General features: G+C 63.9%; 12 protein-coding genes and 1 pseudogene. 8 read left to right on the top strand and 5 right to left on the bottom strand.

What is annotated here, in order from left to right; translation table 11 throughout:
- Positions 1–7 precede the first annotated feature (7 nt).
- The gene (gene tyrS, locus A7A08_RS03145) at positions 8–1,261 is read right to left on the bottom strand and encodes a tyrosine--tRNA ligase (RefSeq protein WP_069094040.1); all 1,254 of its coding nucleotides are present in this window, start codon (positions 1,259–1,261) and stop codon (positions 8–10) included.
- Positions 1,262–1,439: 178 nt separating this feature from the next.
- On the opposite strand from tyrS, the gene A7A08_RS03140 reads away from it, so the two are divergent.
- Positions 1,440–2,579 carry an anhydro-N-acetylmuramic acid kinase gene (locus A7A08_RS03140; protein WP_069094039.1) on the top strand — a complete coding sequence of 380 codons (1,140 nt, stop codon included), beginning with the start codon at positions 1,440–1,442 and terminating at the stop codon, positions 2,577–2,579.
- A 23-nt stretch (positions 2,580–2,602) separates the two neighbouring features.
- Here the strand turns inward: A7A08_RS03140 and A7A08_RS03135 are convergent, their stop codons facing one another.
- On the bottom strand, positions 2,603–3,265 hold the full coding sequence (locus A7A08_RS03135) for an alpha/beta hydrolase (RefSeq protein WP_069094038.1): 663 nt from the start codon (positions 3,263–3,265) through the stop codon (positions 2,603–2,605).
- 337 nt (positions 3,266–3,602) lie between these two features.
- On the opposite strand from A7A08_RS03135, the gene A7A08_RS03130 reads away from it, so the two are divergent.
- The 7 genes from A7A08_RS03130 (at position 3,603) to A7A08_RS03100 (ending at position 10,872) form a co-directional block, all read left to right on the top strand.
- A complete protein-coding gene (locus tag A7A08_RS03130; RefSeq protein ID WP_069094037.1) occupies positions 3,603–4,757 on the top strand; it encodes a cysteine desulfurase family protein in 1,155 nt (384 codons plus the stop codon).
- A 47-nt stretch (positions 4,758–4,804) separates the two neighbouring features.
- Entirely contained in the window at positions 4,805–6,295 is a 1,491-nt protein-coding gene (gene sufB / locus A7A08_RS03125) for a Fe-S cluster assembly protein SufB (RefSeq protein WP_069094036.1), read from the top strand.
- Between the two features lie 125 nt (positions 6,296–6,420).
- Positions 6,421–7,170: a Fe-S cluster assembly ATPase SufC gene (gene sufC / locus A7A08_RS03120; protein ID WP_069094035.1), complete on the top strand. Its 750-nt coding sequence runs from the start codon at positions 6,421–6,423 to the stop codon at positions 7,168–7,170.
- 45 nt (positions 7,171–7,215) lie between these two features.
- Positions 7,216–8,613: a Fe-S cluster assembly protein SufD gene (gene sufD / locus A7A08_RS03115; protein ID WP_069094034.1), complete on the top strand. Its 1,398-nt coding sequence runs from the start codon at positions 7,216–7,218 to the stop codon at positions 8,611–8,613.
- Positions 8,614–8,623: 10 nt separating this feature from the next.
- Entirely contained in the window at positions 8,624–9,892 is a 1,269-nt protein-coding gene (locus tag A7A08_RS03110; RefSeq protein ID WP_069094033.1) for a cysteine desulfurase, read from the top strand.
- Between the two features lie 40 nt (positions 9,893–9,932).
- Positions 9,933–10,406, top strand: coding sequence for an SUF system Fe-S cluster assembly protein (locus A7A08_RS03105; protein ID WP_083226436.1), 474 nt, complete (start codon positions 9,933–9,935; stop codon positions 10,404–10,406).
- A 64-nt stretch (positions 10,407–10,470) separates the two neighbouring features.
- Positions 10,471–10,872, top strand: a complete 402-nt coding sequence (locus A7A08_RS03100; RefSeq protein WP_245290786.1) for a HesB/IscA family protein — start codon at positions 10,471–10,473, stop codon at positions 10,870–10,872.
- Between the two features lie 259 nt (positions 10,873–11,131).
- Here the strand turns inward: A7A08_RS03100 and A7A08_RS03095 are convergent, their stop codons facing one another.
- The 3 genes and pseudogenes from A7A08_RS03095 to A7A08_RS03085 all read right to left on the bottom strand — a co-directional run bounded on the left by A7A08_RS03095 (position 11,132) and on the right by A7A08_RS03085 (position 17,240).
- Positions 11,132–12,727 (bottom strand): DEAD/DEAH box helicase, encoded by a 1,596-nt coding sequence (locus tag A7A08_RS03095; protein WP_069094031.1) that lies wholly within the window; start codon positions 12,725–12,727, stop codon positions 11,132–11,134.
- A gap of 258 nt (positions 12,728–12,985) precedes the next feature.
- Positions 12,986–15,066, bottom strand: a pseudogene (gene parE / locus A7A08_RS03090) (DNA topoisomerase IV subunit B).
- Positions 15,067–15,224: 158 nt separating this feature from the next.
- Positions 15,225–17,240 carry a PhoX family protein gene (locus tag A7A08_RS03085; protein WP_069094030.1) on the bottom strand — a complete coding sequence of 672 codons (2,016 nt, stop codon included), beginning with the start codon at positions 17,238–17,240 and terminating at the stop codon, positions 15,225–15,227.
- Between the last annotated feature and the right edge of the window lie 44 nt (positions 17,241–17,284).

Below are 17,284 nucleotides of genomic sequence, written 5' to 3'. Positions count from 1 at the left end.
AACCGGCTTATTGCGGCATCAGGAGCGCGTGGCGCTTCTTACCGAACGACAGCTTGATCAGCCCTTCCGCGTTCAGATCGTCATAGGTGATCAGGCGCTTGGGATCGTCCACCACCGCATCGTTGATCTTGAGCCCGCCGCCCTTGATCTGGCGTCGCGCCTCGCTGGTCGAAGCCACGAGCCCGGTTTCCACGAAAGCCGTCAGCACGCCGTAGCCTTCATCAAGGGCCGCGGGCGGAACGGGGAAACGGGGCAGGCTGTCGCCCGCCACACCCTGCTCGAAGGTCTTAAGCGCCGTCTCCGCGGCCTCTTTCGCCGCCTGCCGTCCATGCAGCAAGGCGGTGGCCTCCGTCGCCAGGATCTTCTTGGCGTCGTTCAGCGAGGCGCCTTCGAGAGCCTCGAGCTTGGCGATCTCGTCCAGGGAGAGCTCGGTGAACAGCCGCAGGAACCGGCCGACGTCGCCGTCTTCCGTATTCCGCCAGAACTGCCAGTAGTCGTAAGGGCTGAGCAGGTCCGGGTTGAGCCAGACGGCGCCCTTCGCCGTCTTACCCATCTTGGCGCCCGAGGCGGTCGTCAGCAGGTTGGTGGTCAGCCCGTAAAGCTCCACGCCTTCGGTGCGCCGGGCCAGCTCGATCCCGTTGACGATATTGCCCCACTGGTCGGATCCGCCCATCTGCAGCTGGCAGCCATACCGCTTGTAGAGCTCGACGAAATCGTAAGCCTGCAGGACCATGTAGTTGAATTCGATGAAGCTTAGCGGCTGCTCGCGATCCAGCCGCTGCTTCACGGATTCGAAGCTCAGCATACGGTTGACGCTGAAATGCCGCCCGTAATCGCGCAGGAACTGCACGTAATGCAGCTTGGCGAGCCACTCGTCATTGTCGATCATCATGGCGTCGGTATTGCCGTCGCCGAAGGTGAGGAACGACTTGAATACCTCCTTGAGGCTCGCCTTGTTGGCCTCGATGTCGTCTTCAGTCAGCAGCTTCCGCGATTCGTCCCGGCCCGAAGGATCCCCGACCTTGGACGTGCCGCCGCCGATGAGCACGATGGGCTTGTGGCCCGCCTGCTGGAGCTTGCGCAGCATCATGATGCCGAGCAGATGGCCCACATGTAGGCTGGGCGCGGTGCAGTCGAAGCCGATATAGGCGATGATCCGGCCGTCCGCCGCCAGATCGTCCACGGCAGACGGATCAGTGCACTGATGGATATAGCCGCGCGCTTCCAGCGCCTTTAGGAAATCGGATCGAAACTCGCTCATGGTCGAATATCTTACGGTAATGCCCAGGGTTTAGGCTGATGCGGATAGAGATCCGGCGGCGCCTTCCGGGGCCGCAGGAAAGCCGGAATAATAGACCAAAGACTGGATGAGAACTCTGGCCGGAAACTTGGCCAGCTGCCTCTACCAGCTTTGTTGAGAAATTGCACGGGATGGAACCATGCACGACGCGGTGACGGTGATCGGTCTCATGAGCGGCACCTCCATGGACGGGATCGACGTGGCGTTGCTGTCCACCGACGGCGAGCGTCTGACCGATCGGGGCAGGGGGCTGAGCTATCCCTATCCCCTCGATACCCGCGATCGCGTCCGCGAGGCGACCAAGGCGGCCTGGCGGATTTGGGGGGCCCATCCCAAGAGCCAGGCTCCGAGCCCGGAGGATATGGCGCTGCTGGAAGCCGTCGAGCGGGAGGTGACGGAGCTTCACGCCGACGCGATTACCGATTTTCTCGATGCCTTCGGCATCTCCCGCAGCGAGATCAACCTCATCGGCTTTCACGGCCAGACCGTGTTCCACGACGCCTCGCGCCGGATCACGCGGCAGCTTGGCGACGGCCCCCTCCTGGCACAACTCGCCCGGATCGACGTGGTGCATGACTTCCGCTCCGCCGACATCGCCGCCGGCGGCCAGGGCGCACCCCTGGTGCCGGCCTATCATCGCGCTGTGTCCGACGAGGTCGGGTTCGAAAAGCCGCTCGCCGTGGTCAATATCGGCGGCATCGCCAACGTGACCTGGATCGGCGCCGATGGCAAGGTCATCGCCTTCGATATCGGTCCGGGGAACTGCATGATCGACGAGTGGATGCAGCAGGAGGCCGGGCTTCCCTTCGACCGCAACGGAGAAGCGGCCTTGCGGGGCACCGTCGACAAGGACGTGCTGAAGCGTCTTGCGAGCCATCCCTATTATCGGCGGAAGCCGCCCAAATCCCTGGATCGCTACGATCTGCCGGGTCTCAGCGAACGGGAGCTCAGCTTGGAGGACGGTGCGGCGACCCTCGTGGCGCTGGCCGCCCGGGAGATCGCCGCAAGCGCGGAATATCTGCCCCAGCGCCCGCGCCGTTGGGTCCTGGCGGGCGGCGGAGCGAAGAACCCGGCGATCGTTCAGGCGATTGTGGAAGCGGTGAGCGAGCCCGTGACCTCGGCAGATGAGATGGGCTGGTCGGCGGAGCATTTCGAGGCGGAGGCCTTCGGCTTCCTCGCCGTGCGCGCGCTCCGCAAGCTGCCCCTCACATTCCCCTCGACCACCGGCGTCCCGCGGCCGATGACCGGCGGGCGGCTCGCCAGAGCGCCCCGCCGATAAACTATTGTGAGCGGTGGGAGCGGCTACGCCTTCTTGGCCTCGGGCGCCGCGCCGAGCCGCTTGTCGAGATATTCGTCGACCGACTCCATGAGCGCATCCATGCGGCCTTCGAAGAAATGGTTCGCCTCTTCGACCACCGCGTGATCGATCACGATGCCCTTCTGGGTCTTCAGCTTCTCGACCAGGGTACGCACCGATTCCGTCGGCACGACGCGGTCGTTCGCGCCGTTGATCATGAGACCCGAAGAGGGGCAGGGCGCAAGGAAGGTGAAGTCGTAGAGATTGGCTGGCGGAGCGACCGAAATGAAGCCTTCGATCTCCGGCCGGCGCATCAGGAGCTGCATGGCGATCCAGGCGCCGAACGAGACCCCGGCGATCCAGCAGGTCGAGGCGTCGGGATTGTAGGTCTGCAGCCAGTCGAGCGCGGTGGCGGCATCCGCCAGCTCGCCCGGGCCATTGTCGAACAGACCTTCCGACCGGCCCACGCCCCGGAAATTGAACCGCAGAACGGAGAAGCCGCGCCGCTGGAAAGCGTAATACAGATGGTAGACCACCTGATTGTTCATCGTGCCGCCGAACTGGGGGTGCGGATGCAGAATCAACGCCACCGGTGCATTCGGCGTCTTCTCGTGGTGATAGCGGGCCTCAATGCGACCGGCCGGTCCGCTGATATTCACCTCGGGCATGAAACATCGACCTCGTAATGTTGTTCTGGAAGACAGGCGGACCCGTTTCCCGCTGGGCCGGAAGGGGGCGTCAGACGCCGCCATTTCGGACCTCGTAAACTTGACTCAGCCGGTCAGGAAATCTATTAGGTGCATAGATTTAGAACTGTTCCAAATCGTGCCGGCTGACCCGGATCGGCAGGGGCACAATCGACTGCCAGAATACCGATCCACGGGCCGCGCTTCATAGCATGGTACGCGGGGTCCGGCGCAAGCGCTAACCGAGGCGGCTGAGGCCGGCCGAGGCGTTAAGGCGCGGCATTAGCATCAGGAATGGCCGCTCGCGGTCGAGGAGAGCATGAAAAGACGCTCCTATCTCGATTATAACGCCACCGCGCCGCTGCGGCCTGCGGTGCGCGAGGCGATGGTCGAAGCCCTCGATCTCTGCGGCAATCCTTCATCCGTGCATTGCGAAGGGCGCGAGGCGCGCGCCGCTGTCGAGAAGGCCCGCGCCCAGGTCGCCGGGCTGGTGGGCGTGGAGCCGAACCAGGTGGTGTTCACCTCCGGCGGCAGCGAGGCCAATGCGCTCGCCCTGAGCCTGCGCCGCCGCGGCGAGCGCCCGGCCGCCTATGTCAGCGCCATCGAGCATCCGTCCGTTCTCAGCTGCGGCGGCGATGAGCCCGCACGGCTCCCCGTTACCGAAACAGGCCTCCTCGATCTCCAGGCGCTTGCGAACTGTGCTTCAGAGGCCCATCTCCAGGGGGAGGCGCAAGATCGGCCGGCGCCGGTCTTTTCGGTCATGGCCGCCAATAACGAGACGGGCGTCATCCAGCCTGTCGCCGAGGCGGCCGAGATCGTTCATGCGGCTGGCGGCATCCTCCACGTCGATGCGGTCCAGGCCGCCGGCAAGGTTGCCCTGAACTTCCAAGCCTCCGGTGCCGATCTGATGAGCCTCTCGGCCCATAAGCTCGGCGGGCCCAAGGGCATCGGCGCGCTGGTCTTGCGGGAAGGTCTCAAGATCGAGCCTCTGATCACCGGCGGTGCTCAGGAGACAAGGCGCCGTGCAGGGACGGAGAATGTCGCCGCCATCGTCGGCTTCGGTGTCGCCGCAGAGCTTGCGGCCGGCCATTCGATGCGGGAGGCGGTCCGGCCTCTGAAGGAGCGTCTCGAAGAAGAAGCCATCGCCGCCGTGTCAGAGACCGTTATTTTCGGCGCGGGCGTCGACCGGTTGCCCAACACGGTGTGTCTCGCCGTTCCGGCCACCAAGGCGGAGACCCTCGTCATCGGGCTCGATCTCGCAGGCGTCGCCATCTCGTCGGGCAGCGCTTGCTCGTCCGGCAAGGTGGAGCGCTCCCACGTACTGGAGGCCATGGGCGTGCCGCCGAAGCTTGCCGAGGGCGCCATCCGGGTGAGCCTTGGCTGGGAGACCGAAGAGACCGATGTGGAACGCTTCCTGAGCGCGTGGGTCGCGCTGGTGAAGCGGCAGCAGGCGCCGGCGGAAGCCGCAGCCTGAGAAGATAGAGAAGCGGACCAGAGAACCGAAGAGTTCGAGGAACAGACATGCCAGCAGTTGAAGAGACAGTCGAACGCGTTCGCGAGATCGACGTCGACAAATACAAATACGGATTTTCGACCGATATCGAATCCATCAAGGCGCCGAAGGGCCTTTCGGAGGATATCGTTCGCTTCATCTCTGCGAAGAAGGGCGAGCCCCAGTGGCTGCTCGATTGGCGTCTGGAGGCCTATCGCCGCTGGCTCACCATGAGCGAGCCCGAATGGGCCAACGTCCATTACCCGAAGATCGACTTCCAGGAGCTCTACTACTACGCGGCCCCCAAGAGCATGGATAAGCCCAAGAGCCTGGATGAGGTCGATCCGGAGCTGCTCGCCACCTACGAGAAGCTGGGCATCCCCCTCTCCGAGCAGAAGGTGCTGGCCGGCGTCGAAGGGGCCGAGCTGGGAACGGCGCGCCCCGGCGTGGCGGTCGATGCGGTGTTCGATTCGGTCTCCGTCATCACGACCTTCCAGAAAGAGCTGGAGAAGGCGGGCGTCATCTTCTGCTCGATTTCCGAGGCGGTGAAGACCCACCCGGAGCTCGTGAAGAAATATCTCGGCTCCGTCGTGCCGACCTCCGACAATTACTATGCGACCCTTAACTCCGCGGTCTTCTCTGACGGTAGCTTCGTCTACATCCCCGAGGGCGTGCGCTGCCCCATGGAGTTGTCGACCTACTTCCGCATCAACGAGAAGCAGACCGGCCAGTTCGAGCGGACCCTCATCATCGCCGACAAGGGCGCCTATGTGAGCTATCTCGAAGGCTGCACCGCGCCCATGCGCGACGAGAACCAGCTTCATGCGGCCGTCGTCGAGCTTGTCGCCCTGGATGATGCGGAGATCAAATACTCCACGGTCCAGAACTGGTATCCGGGCAACTCCGAAGGCCAGGGCGGGGTCTACAACTTCGTCACCAAGCGCGGCGACTGCCGGGGCAAGAACTCCAAGATCTCCTGGACCCAGGTCGAGACCGGTTCGGCGATCACGTGGAAATACCCGAGCTGCATCCTGCGTGGCGACGGCTCCCGCGGCGAGTTCTACTCGGTGGCCATCTCCAACGGTTATCAGCAGATCGATTCCGGGACGAAGATGATCCATCTGGGCAAGAACACCTCCAGCCGGATCATCTCCAAGGGCATCTCCGCGGGCCACTCCAACAACACTTATCGCGGTCTGGTCTCGGCCCACCGGAAGGCCAGCAATGCGCGGAACTTCACCGCCTGCGACTCGCTGCTGATCGGCGATCAGTGCGGCGCCCATACGGTGCCCTATCTGGAGGCGAAGAATTCCACGGCCGTGTTCGAGCACGAGGCGACCACCTCGAAGATCTCCGACGACCAGCTGTTCTATTGCATGCAGCGCGGGCTTTCGGAGGAGGAGGCGATCGCGCTCATCGTCAACGGCTTCGTCCGCGATGTGCTGCAGCATCTGCCCATGGAGTTCATGGCCGAGACCCAGCGGCTGATCGGCATCAGCCTCGAAGGGTCGGTCGGCTAAGGCGGAGACAAATGTTTATGCGTCATGCCCGGCCTTGTGCCGGGCATCCACGAGCCACAAGACGAAAGGCCAGACGTGGGTGGCCGGGACATGCCCGGCCATGACGAGCAACAGGGAACGAACGAATGCTTGAGATCAAGAACCTGCACGCCCGGATCGAGGAGAAGGAAATCCTCAAGGGTCTCGACCTGACGATCCCCACGGGCGAGGTGCATGCCATCATGGGCCCGAACGGCTCGGGCAAGTCCACGCTCGCCTATGTGCTGGCGGGGAACGAGAACTACGAGGTCACCGAAGGCTCCGTTAAGTGGAACGGCGAGGAGATCCTGGACATGGAGCCCGACGAGCGGGCCGCCACGGGCGTCTTTCTGGCTTTCCAGTATCCCATGGAGATCCCGGGCGTCGCGACCATGACCTTCCTGCGCACAGCCGTGAACGCGGTGCGCAAGGCGCGCGGGATGGAGGAATACTCCACGCCGGAATTCATGAAGGTGGTGCGCGAAAAGGCCAACGAGCTTCAGATCAATCCGGAGATGCTCAAGCGCCCCCTCAATGTCGGTTTCTCCGGCGGCGAGAAGAAGCGCAACGAGATCCTTCAGATGTCGCTTCTGGAGCCGAGCCTCTGCGTGCTGGACGAGACGGATTCGGGTCTCGACATCGATGCCCTGCGCATCGTCGCCGAAGGCGTGAACGCGCTCCGCTCTGAGAAGCGCTCCATGCTGGTCATCACCCATTATCAGCGGCTCCTGAACTACATCGTTCCGGACCGCGTCCATGTCATGGCCGACGGCAAGGTCGTCCGCTCCGGCGACGCCGACCTCGCCCTCGAGCTGGAAGAGACGGGTTACGCGGAGTTCGGCGGCAAGGCAGCGTAAGCGCGCCCTCAACCGCCGACACCATCCGCCAATAGGGAATGTCTAATGGATCTGCCGGTTCAACAGTTTCGGTCTGAGATCGAGCAGGAGCTGCTCGACAGCTTCGCGGCGTTGCACGACGCGCTGCCGGGCGCCCAGAACGATCGGGTCGCCAAGCTGCGTTCCGACGCCATGGAGCGCTATGCCTCGCTCGGGTTGCCCCATCGCCGCATCGAGGCCTGGAAATATACCGACCTGCGCGCGCGCCTGGGCGAAGCCTACCCGATGGTGCGCCCCAGCGGCCGGCCCATCGATCAGGCCGAGATCGAGAAGGGCCTTGGACCCCGCGTTGCCAATCTCGATTCCTACCGGGTCGTCATCGCCGAAGGAGAGTTCCGCTCCGAGCTTTCCGATGTTCAGGCGCTGAAGGAGGCGGGAGCCGAGCTGCGCTCTCTGGCCGAGACCCTCGAGCATCTGCCGGACGACCTCGGCCCACTTCTGGCCGAGACCGGCGAGCAGCGCTCCGGCTTCGAGGCGGCCCGTCCGACCGGCCGCAGCGGCGCCGGCCCGGATCCCATCATCGCCCTCAACATGGCCTTGATGACCGGCGGCGCGGTGCTGCGCCTCGGCGACGGCGTTTCCCTCGATAAGCCGGTCCACGTCATCCATCTCGACGGCGCCGGCGAGCCCGTTTCTTCGGTCACCCGACTGATCGTCGTCACCGGCAAGGGGGCAAGCCTGGATCTCATCGAAAGCTATGCGGGGCTGGGCGGCCGCGGCCTGCAGCGCAATGCGCTGACCCAGATCGTCGCCGGTGCCGACAGCCATATCGAGCACACCAAGATCCAGCGCGAGGAGGACGAAGCCGTCCACCTCTCCAACTGGCTCCTGACCCTGCACGAGAACGTCCGATACAACGGCTTCCAGTACACGAATGGCGGTGAGCTGGCGCGCAACGACGTCCGCGTTCTGTTCGAAGGCGAGGGCACGGTGATGAATTTCAGCGCCGCTTCGCTTCTGAAGAGCCGCCAGCACGCCGACACCACCATGGTGATCGAGCATCTGGTGCCACACTGCACCAGCCGCGAGCTCTACAAGGCGGTGCTGGACGACGAATCCCGCGGTGTCTTCCAGGCCAAGGTGATCGTGGCCCGCGATGCCCAGAAGACCGACGGCAAGCAGATGGGCCAGGCCCTGCTGCTGTCCGAGGGCGCGGAGTTCGACACCAAGCCCGAGCTTGAGATCTTCGCCGACGATGTGGTGTGCGGCCACGGCGCGACATCGGGCCAGATCGACGAGGACCTGCTGTTCTATCTGGAGGCCCGTGGCATTCCAGAGCCCCAGGCGCGCGCGCTGCTGGTCCAGGCATTTGTCGGCGAGGCCCTGGAGCAGATCGACCGCGAGCCTCTGCGCGATGCTTTGACCGGCGTCACCGCGGACTGGCTCGGCGTGAAACTCGACTAGAGGTTCATTCATGGACAAGGCGGCGAACAAGGCCGGAGACGACATCGTGGCCGCGGACACACGCGGCTACGATATCGATAGGATCCGTGCCGACTTTCCGATCCTGCAGACGCAAGTCCACGGCAAGCCGTTGGTCTATTTCGACAACGGCGCCTCGGCCCAGAAGCCTAAGCAGGTTCTGGAGGCCGTGCAGCGCGCCTATGGCGCCGAGTACGCCAACGTCCATCGCGGACTGCACTATCTGAGCAATCTGGCGACCGCCAATTACGAAGAGGCGCGCCAGACCGTGCAGCGCTTCCTCAATGCGAGGTTCGAAGAAGAGATCATCTTCACGTTCAACGCGACCGACGCCATCAATCTGGTCGCCAATTCCTATGGCGCCGAGATCGGGGAAGGGGATGAGATCGTCCTCTCCGTCATGGAGCACCACTCCAACATCGTGCCGTGGCATTTCCTGCGCGAGCGCCAGGGGGCGGTGCTGAAATGGGCGCCCATCTCCGACGACGGCGATTTCCTGCTGGAGGAGTTCGAAAAGCTCCTCACCCCGCGCACCAAGATGGTCGCGCTGACCCATATGTCGAACGTGCTCGGCACCGTCGTCCCTGTGAAGCAGGCCATCGAGATGGCCCATGCGCGCGGCATCCCGGTGCTGTTGGACGGCTCCCAGGCCGCCGTCCATATGCCTGTGGACGTGCAGGATCTCGACGTCGATTTCTATGTCTTCACCGGCCACAAGCTCTACGGCCCGACCGGCATCGGCGTGCTCTACGGCAAGAAGGAACTGCTTGAGAAGATGCGGCCCTTCAAGGGCGGCGGCGAGATGATCGGCTACGTCAAGGAAGACGAGATCACCTATGCGGAGCCGCCCCACCGCTTCGAGGCGGGCACGCCGCCCATCGCCCAGGCCATCGGGCTGGCCGCGGCCATCGACTATGTCGAAGGCGTGGGCCGCGCGAAAATCGCCGCCCACGAGGCGAAGATGACCGAGTACGCCCTGGAGCAGCTTTCCGGGCTCAACTGGTTGCGCATCTTCGGAAACGCCAAGGATCGCGGCGGCATCATCTCCTTCGAGATGGACGGGGCCCACGCCCACGACGTCTCGACCATCCTGGACCGATATGGTGTCGCCGTCCGAGCCGGCACCCACTGCGCCGAGCCGCTCCTGGCAAGGCTGGGCGTGACCTCGACATGTCGCGCCTCATTCGCCATGTATAATAGCCTCGAAGAAGTCGACGCGCTGGTGGTGGGCCTGAAGAAGGCCCACGAGATGTTTGTATAGAGCGATGTTTGCGTAACCTGTTTGCCCGACGATGGAAGCGATGAGCAACACCATGGAAGACGAAGACAAGCAGACCGAGACGGAGAATGCTGCGGAGCGCGGCATCGAGGCGGCTGCTCCCGCTGCGTCGGAAGCGGCCCAGCGCGACAGCGCCGAGGCCGTGGAGGAGGGCATCACCCACGCCCATGCCGATCTCGACCCGGCTGAGGTCGAGCGAATGACCAATGATCTCGTGGCGGCGCTGAAGACCGTTTACGACCCGGAAATACCGGTCGACATCTATGAGCTGGGTCTCATCTACCGTGTCGATATCGACGAGAACCGCAATGTCGATGCGGACATGACCCTCACCGCGCCGGGCTGCCCCGTTGCCGGTGAAATGCCCATCTGGGTGGAGAATGCGATCGCCTCGGTCCCGGGCGTCGGTCAGGTCAATGTGAACCTGGTCTTCGATCCGCCTTGGGATATGAGCATGATGAGCGAAGAGGCGAAGGTCGCCCTCGACATGTTCTAGGCTTCGAGCCGCGAGCGAGCCTCGGGCCTTGAAAGAGCGCCCCCATACATCTTATCTGGACACCATGAGCACACGCCCCCAACCCAAAGTCATGACCCTCTCCGAGGCCGCTGCAGAGCGCGTCCGTACCCTGATGTCGCGGTCCGACAAGCCCATCGCCGGTTTGCGCGTCGGCGTGAAGAACGGCGGCTGCGCGGGCATGGAATACACCATGGAATATGCGGAAAGCGCCGATCCCATGGACGAGGTGGTCGAGGATAAGGGCGTGAAGCTCCTGATCGACCCCAAGGCGGTGCTCTTCCTGCTCGGCACCGAGATGGACTACCGCACCGACCGGCTGACCTCGGGCTTCGTGTTCAACAACCCGAACCAGACATCCGCCTGCGGCTGCGGCGAATCCGTCGAGCTGACGCCTGCCGCCGAAGCGGCCCGCCGTGGTTTCGAGCCGACCCAGCGCGCCTCTTAAGAATCCAGCTTCCGAGATTTATTCCCACATCGATGCGTCATTGCCCGATCAAGTCCGGGCATAACGCCGTAATCCTCCGTTCCCACGCAGCGCCATCCATAGGTCATCACCGGGCTTGTCCCGGGGCCCCATGAACACCGTCTTCGAGACGGAACTGATGCACGGGTTATGGATGCTGGGCACACGGCCCAGCACGACAGAGGTGTCTGTAGGGGGGTAGGCGCCCCAAAAGGGCGAACGGGGGCGAAGTTACGCGCCCCTAGCTCGGGCGCACCGAACGCATCATGAAGGCGGGAACGTGGTCGCCCATGCCGCGCACCTTCTCGTTGTCGCCCTTCTTCTTGTCGTTTTTGTTGCTCTTGTCGTTCCTGCCGCCCTTGTCGGACTTGGCCGATTTCTCGGGCCGCGACGAACTCTTGTCGGATGAGCGTCTATCGGAGGAGCTTTTGTCGGACGACCCTCTGCCCTTTTTCGGCTTGTCGTCCTTCTCGGCGGACTTTGCCGCTTTGTCGTTGGGCTGATCGTCGACCGATTTCTGCGCCGGCTTGTCATCGGCCGGTTTCGCGGACTCGGAGACAGGCGCCTCGGATTTGGCCTCCACGGCCTTCTCCGGAGCGCGATCCGAACCGCCGCCGGCCGACTTCTTCGCACCGCCGCGAGAGCGTCCGCCACGACCGCGGCGCCGTCCGCCCTTATCGTCGGAACCAGCCTCTTCGACCTCGTTTTCGCTCAGGCCTTCCCCATCGAGCCACGGGATCTCCTGATCCATCATCTTTTCGATGGCCTTGATGGCCTTGATCTCTTTCGGCGTGACGAGCGTTGCTGCGAAACCTTCGCGGCCCGCGCGGCCCGTCCGGCCGATCCGGTGCACGTAGTCTTCCGGATGGATCGGCACGTCGTAATTGAACACGTGGCTCACAGCCGGAATGTCGAGACCGCGGGCGGCGACATCGCTCGCCGCGAGGAACGTGATCGACCCGTCGCGGAAGCCTTCGAGGGTGGCCGTCCGCGTGCGCTGGTCCATGTCGCCATGCAGTCCGCCGGCGTTGAAACCGTGGCGCTGCAGGGACCGCAGCACGATGCCGACATCCTTCTTGCGGTTACAGAAGATGATGGCGTTCTTGACGTTCTCCGCGCGCATCAGCTCCCGGAGCACTTCGCGCTTGCCCTTGGCCTCCACCGGTGCCTTCGCCAGGCGCTGCTTGATCGTGGTGGCGGCGGACGACCGCTGGGCCACCTCGACCCGCGCCGGCTGGTGCAGGAAGTTGTTCACCAGGCGCTGGATCTCCGCCGGCATCGTGGCCGAGAAGAACAGGGTCTGGCGGGTGAAGGGCAGGCGCTTGCAGATCTTCTCGATATCGGGAATGAAGCCCATATCGAGCATCCGGTCGGCCTCGTCGACCACCAGCACCTGGATGCCGTTCAGAAGCAGCTTGCCCCGCTGGAAATGGTCGAGCAGGCGGCCTGGCGTCGCGATCACGATATCCGCGCCGCGATCCAGCTTCTTGTCCTGCTCGTCATAGGATACGCCGCCGATCAGCAGAGCCACGGTCAGCTTGTGCTGCTTGCCGAGCACCTCGATCTCGTCCGCCACCTGGGCGGCGAGCTCGCGGGTGGGCTCCAGGATCAGAGAGCGCGGCATGCGCGCACGTGCCCGTCCTTGCTCCAGCTTGGTCAGCATGGGGAGGACGAAGGAAGCGGTCTTGCCGGTGCCTGTCTGCGCGATGCCCAGCACATCCCGACCCATCATGGCATAGGGGATGGCTTGCGCTTGAATCGGCGTAGCGGTCTCGTAGCCCGCGGCCTGGACCGCTGACAGAACTTTCGGGCTTAGGCCAAGGTCTGCAAAGCTCATATGATAGCAAAGATGCCGCGCAACGCGATCCGCTCCGCGGGGTCTACTTTCTTTTCGAGATGCACGCCCTGCTTTTTAAGGTGCATGTCTTGCTGCAACATTCTGCGCTTTCTACCAAAATCCAACGATAAATGGGAGGCGCAAAATGAAATTCGTTAATGCCTGAGATAATTGGCAAGACGGTTGGACGCAAGTGGCAATCGCATATCGTCCAAAGCCTTTCACCAATTCTGACTGTAGCAGACAGCGGCGATGCGGCTAGATGTCCAGATCCTCGGCGGTCGCAAACTCCGCGCGCTCTTGGATGAACTGGAAACGCGCCTCAGCCTTGTTGCCCATCAGCCGCTCCACCGTCTGACTGACGATGATGCGCTCGTCGTCGTCGAGCTGGACTCGGAGCAGGGTGCGCCGCTTCGGATCCATGGTGGTCTCCTTCAGCTGCTTCGGCAGCATCTCGCCGAGACCCTTGAAGCGCCCGACGTCGATCTTGCCCTTGCCGGTGAATTCCGTCTCCAGCAGCTGCTCCTTGTGGAAGTCGTCCCGCGCATAGAGCGTCTTGCCGCCCTGGCTGATGCGATAGAGCGGCGGCACCGCCAGATAGAGATGCCCGCTCTCGATCAGTCCCCGCATCTCCCGGTAGAAGAAGGTGATCAGCAGCGAGGCGATATGGGCGCCGTCGACATCGGCGTCCGTCATGATGACCACCCGATCGTAGCGGAGGTCCTGCACGCGGAAGCGCGTGCCCGTGCCGCAGCCCAGCGCCTGGATGAGATCGGAGAGAAGCTGGTTCTCCGCCATTTTAGCGGAGCTGGCATTGGCCACGTTCAGGATCTTGCCGCGCAGGGGGAGCACCGCCTGGGTCGCCCGATCGCGCGCCTGCTTGGCGGAGCCGCCCGCCGAATCGCCCTCCACGATGAAGATCTCGGTGCCTTCCTTCAAACGGGAAGAGCAATCGGCGAGTTTGCCCGGCAGGCGCAGCTTCCGCGTCGCGCTCTGACGGTTGATCTCTTTCTCTTTGCGGCGGCGCAGGCGCTCTTCCGCCCGGTCCACCACCCAATCCATCAGGCGGTTGGCTTGCGCCGGATTGCCTGTCAGCCAGTGGTCGAAGGCATCGCGCACCGTCCCCTCCACGACGCGGGTCGCCTCCTGGCTGGACAGCTTCTCCTTGGTCTGGCCCTGGAACTCCGGCTCGCGGATGAAAACCGAGAGCATGCGCCCGCGCTGCCCAGGATGTCGTCGGCGGTGATCTGGGCCATCTTCTTGTGACCCGCCATCTCGCCGAAGGCGCGCAAGCCTTTCAGCAGCGCCGCCCGCAAACCCGTCTCGTGGGTGCCGCCCTCGGGCGTGGGCACTGTATTGCAGTAGGATTGCAGGAAGCCGTCCGAACCTGCGATCCAGCCGATCGCCCATTCCACGGTGCCGTGACCTTTGACCTTCTCCACGCGGCCCGTGAAGAGCTCATTGGTCACACGCTCCTCGCCCTCGATGCGGCTTTCCAGAAAGTCCTTGAGTCCGCCGGGGAAATGGAAGGTCTCCTTCTCCGGCGTGTTGCTGTCGCCTTCCAGCAGGGAAGGATCGCAAGCCCATTCGATCTTCACGCCGCCAAACAGATAGGCCTTGGAGCGCGCCATGCGGAACAGGCGCGAGGGCTTGAAATGAGCGTTCTTGCCGAAGATCTGCTCGTCCGGCTTGAACCGCACCTTCGTGCCGCGCCGGTTCTTGATCTCCCCCACCTGGGCGAGCGGCCCCTGGGGCAGGCCTCGCGAGTAGTCTTGGCGGTAGAGCTTCTGATTGCGCGCGACCTCGACCTCCAGGGTCTCCGACAACGCGTTCACCACCGAGATGCCCACGCCGTGCAGGCCACCGCTGGTCTCGTAGGTCTTGGCGTTGAACTTGCCGCCCGCATGGAGCGTGGTCAGGATGACTTCCAGCGCCGACTTGTTCTTGAACTTCGGGTGGGCGTCGACCGGGATGCCGCGCCCGTTATCGGTGACGCTCAGGAAGCCGTCCGCGGTGAGCTCCACCTCGATCTTGTTGGCGTGGCCCGCAACCGCCTCGTCCATGGAGTTGTCGAGCACCTCGGCGAAGAGATGGTGCAGCGCGCCTTCATCGGTGCCGCCGATATACATGCCTGGCCGGCGGCGCACCGGCTCCAGCCCTTCCAGGACCTCGATGTCGGCCGCGCTATACGCGTCTTCCGCCGAGGTGCCGCGCGAAGTCTTCTCGGCAGCCTTCACTGGCTTGGCCTTCGCCTTTGGTTTGGCAGGCGAGGGCGCGTCCGCTTCCGGCGCATCGTCGGAATCATCCAGCTTGGCAAAGAGGTCGCGCGATGAGGCCATCTATCGGTCGGGTCCAGCGAGTGTCGGGAAGCCGGGCCGGGCGAATAAGGAAACAGCAAAACGAAATAGAATCGCACCGGCGCAGCAGGTCTATTTTGCTGACACGCGGTTGCGGCTTTTTCAAGGGGCGAGGCCTTTAGCCCGATAGCCTGAGGCGCTCAGCCGATCTTGCCGCCGCCTATCTTGGTGATCGCCACGACCGAAGGACGTGGGGGCATCCCGTCCTCAAAGTCCGGCCAGCGGGTCGCCGGGTCGTGGAAGGTGGAGGCCCGGGCGAACGGCGCGTAATCCTCTGTCGCATCCGTCCCAGGGTGCTGCACGGCAACGAACGCGGTCTGCTGGTCCGGTGTGAAGCAGGGCCCGCAAAGCTCCGCACCCACGGGGCAACGGAAGAATAGTTTCGCGCTGCTGCGGCCAGCCCCTTCCGTCTCCACCCCATAGAGCCCGTCCGCCTTGCCCGTTGCCTTCCAGTTCTCACCCTGATCGGTGGCGACCCACAGGCGCCCATCGGCATCGACCGCGGCATTGTCGGGCGATGCGAACCATCCGGCGTCGCTCGTCTCGGGTCCCCATAGGGCGCCGACCTCGGCGATGTGGGGATTGCCGCATTTCACCAGCAGGCTCCAATCGTAAGTCTCCGCGGCGTGGTCACCGTCCGGCGGCGCCATCTCCACGATATGGCCGAACACATTCTCCGGGCGCGGATTGGCGGCGTCGGTCTCGCCGGCGCCGCGCTTGTCGTTATTGGTCAGCATCAGATAGACGCGGCCGTTGACCTCGTTGGGCTGAATGTCCTCCGGCCGGTCCATCCGCGTGGCGCCAAGCGCATCGGCGGCGAGCCGGGCATCGATCACCACATCGGCCTGAGAGGCGAACCCGTTCTCTTTCGTCAGCCCGTTATGGCCATGGACCAAGGGCAGCCAGTGCAGCGTCCCGTCCGCATCGAACCTGGCCACAGACAGGGTGCCTTCCGACAGGAGCTGCATATTCGCCGTGCGATCTTCCGGGTCGTATGTGCCCGCCGAGACGAAGCGGTAGACATACTCGAACTTGCCGTCGTCGCCTGAATAGACCACCGCCCGCCCGTCCTTGTTCAGGATGCACTCCGCCCCTTCATGGCGGAAGCGGCCCAGCGCCGTATGCTTCACCGGCGTCGAGGACGCATCGAAGGGGTCGATCTCGCAAATCCAGCCGAACCGGTTGGGCTCGTTCGGCTCGCGATCGACATTGAAGCGGTCGTGGAATTTGCCCCAGCTATACCAGAGGGCAGGGACGTCATAGCGCTTGTAGCTCCCCGCCTGGTCGCCGCCGATTCCGGCCCGCGGCTCGTCCTCGGCGTCGAGATCGTCGGTCCAGAAATAGCCGTGGAAGTTCTCTTCAGATGTCAGATATGTCCCCCACGGCGTCACTCCGCCGGCACAATTGTTGAGCGTTCCAAGGATCTTCGATGCGGTCGGGTCATCCTTCGTCTTAAGGCGCCAATGGCCCGCGGCCGGACCGTCCACGCCCATCTCCGTGACCAGCGGGGAGATGCGCCGATTATGGGAACTGTCGAGTTTCGGCACCCAATCCTCGCCGATCCGCTCGATCTCCAAGATGGTGACGCCATGGGCGGCCATCTCGATCTCGGTCAGCCGCTTCGTCATGTCCTTGAAGAAGGCGCTCTGGTCCTGGCGTGGCAGATCCGGAAACATCACCTCTTCATTGGTGTACTCGTGGTTCACGCAGAGCAGCGCACGGGTGCCGGCCGCGTTCAGCGGGATGAAGCCGATATAGTCGTTGTTGTATCCGAACTGTCGAAGCTGGGCCTCCGGGCTCTGGTCGTAGGGGTCGAAATCGGGCGCATCGGCAAACACCGGATCGCCCCAGCGCAGCAGAATTTGCGCGCGATAGCCGTCCGCGACGTGGGCATCCTCGTCGATGCCCGCCGCGACCTCTTGGAAATCGAAACGGCTCGGCGCAGCCACCGGCTTCGCCTCGGCCGAGGTGAGCGCCTTACGGCCGAACAGGGCGGTCGCCGCCGCTACCCCCAGCGCCCCACGCATGACGTCTCGGCGGCTGTAGCGCCGGGCCACGATCTCGCCCAGCGTCCGGTTCGTCTCCGGGCTCCGCGGGATGTCGTCGTGGGCTTCGTAACTTTCCGAGCGGTTGCGGTGGCGGATGTCTCCGGCCATATCTCAATCCTCGATGTCTGAGAGACGGGCGCCGGACTCTAGGA

This window comes from Methyloligella halotolerans (genome assembly GCF_001708935.1).
Taxonomy (GTDB): domain Bacteria; phylum Pseudomonadota; class Alphaproteobacteria; order Rhizobiales; family Methyloligellaceae; genus Methyloligella; species Methyloligella halotolerans.
Note: the sequence above shows the minus strand (reverse complement) of the source record. Positions and strands in the feature narration are given on the sequence as shown.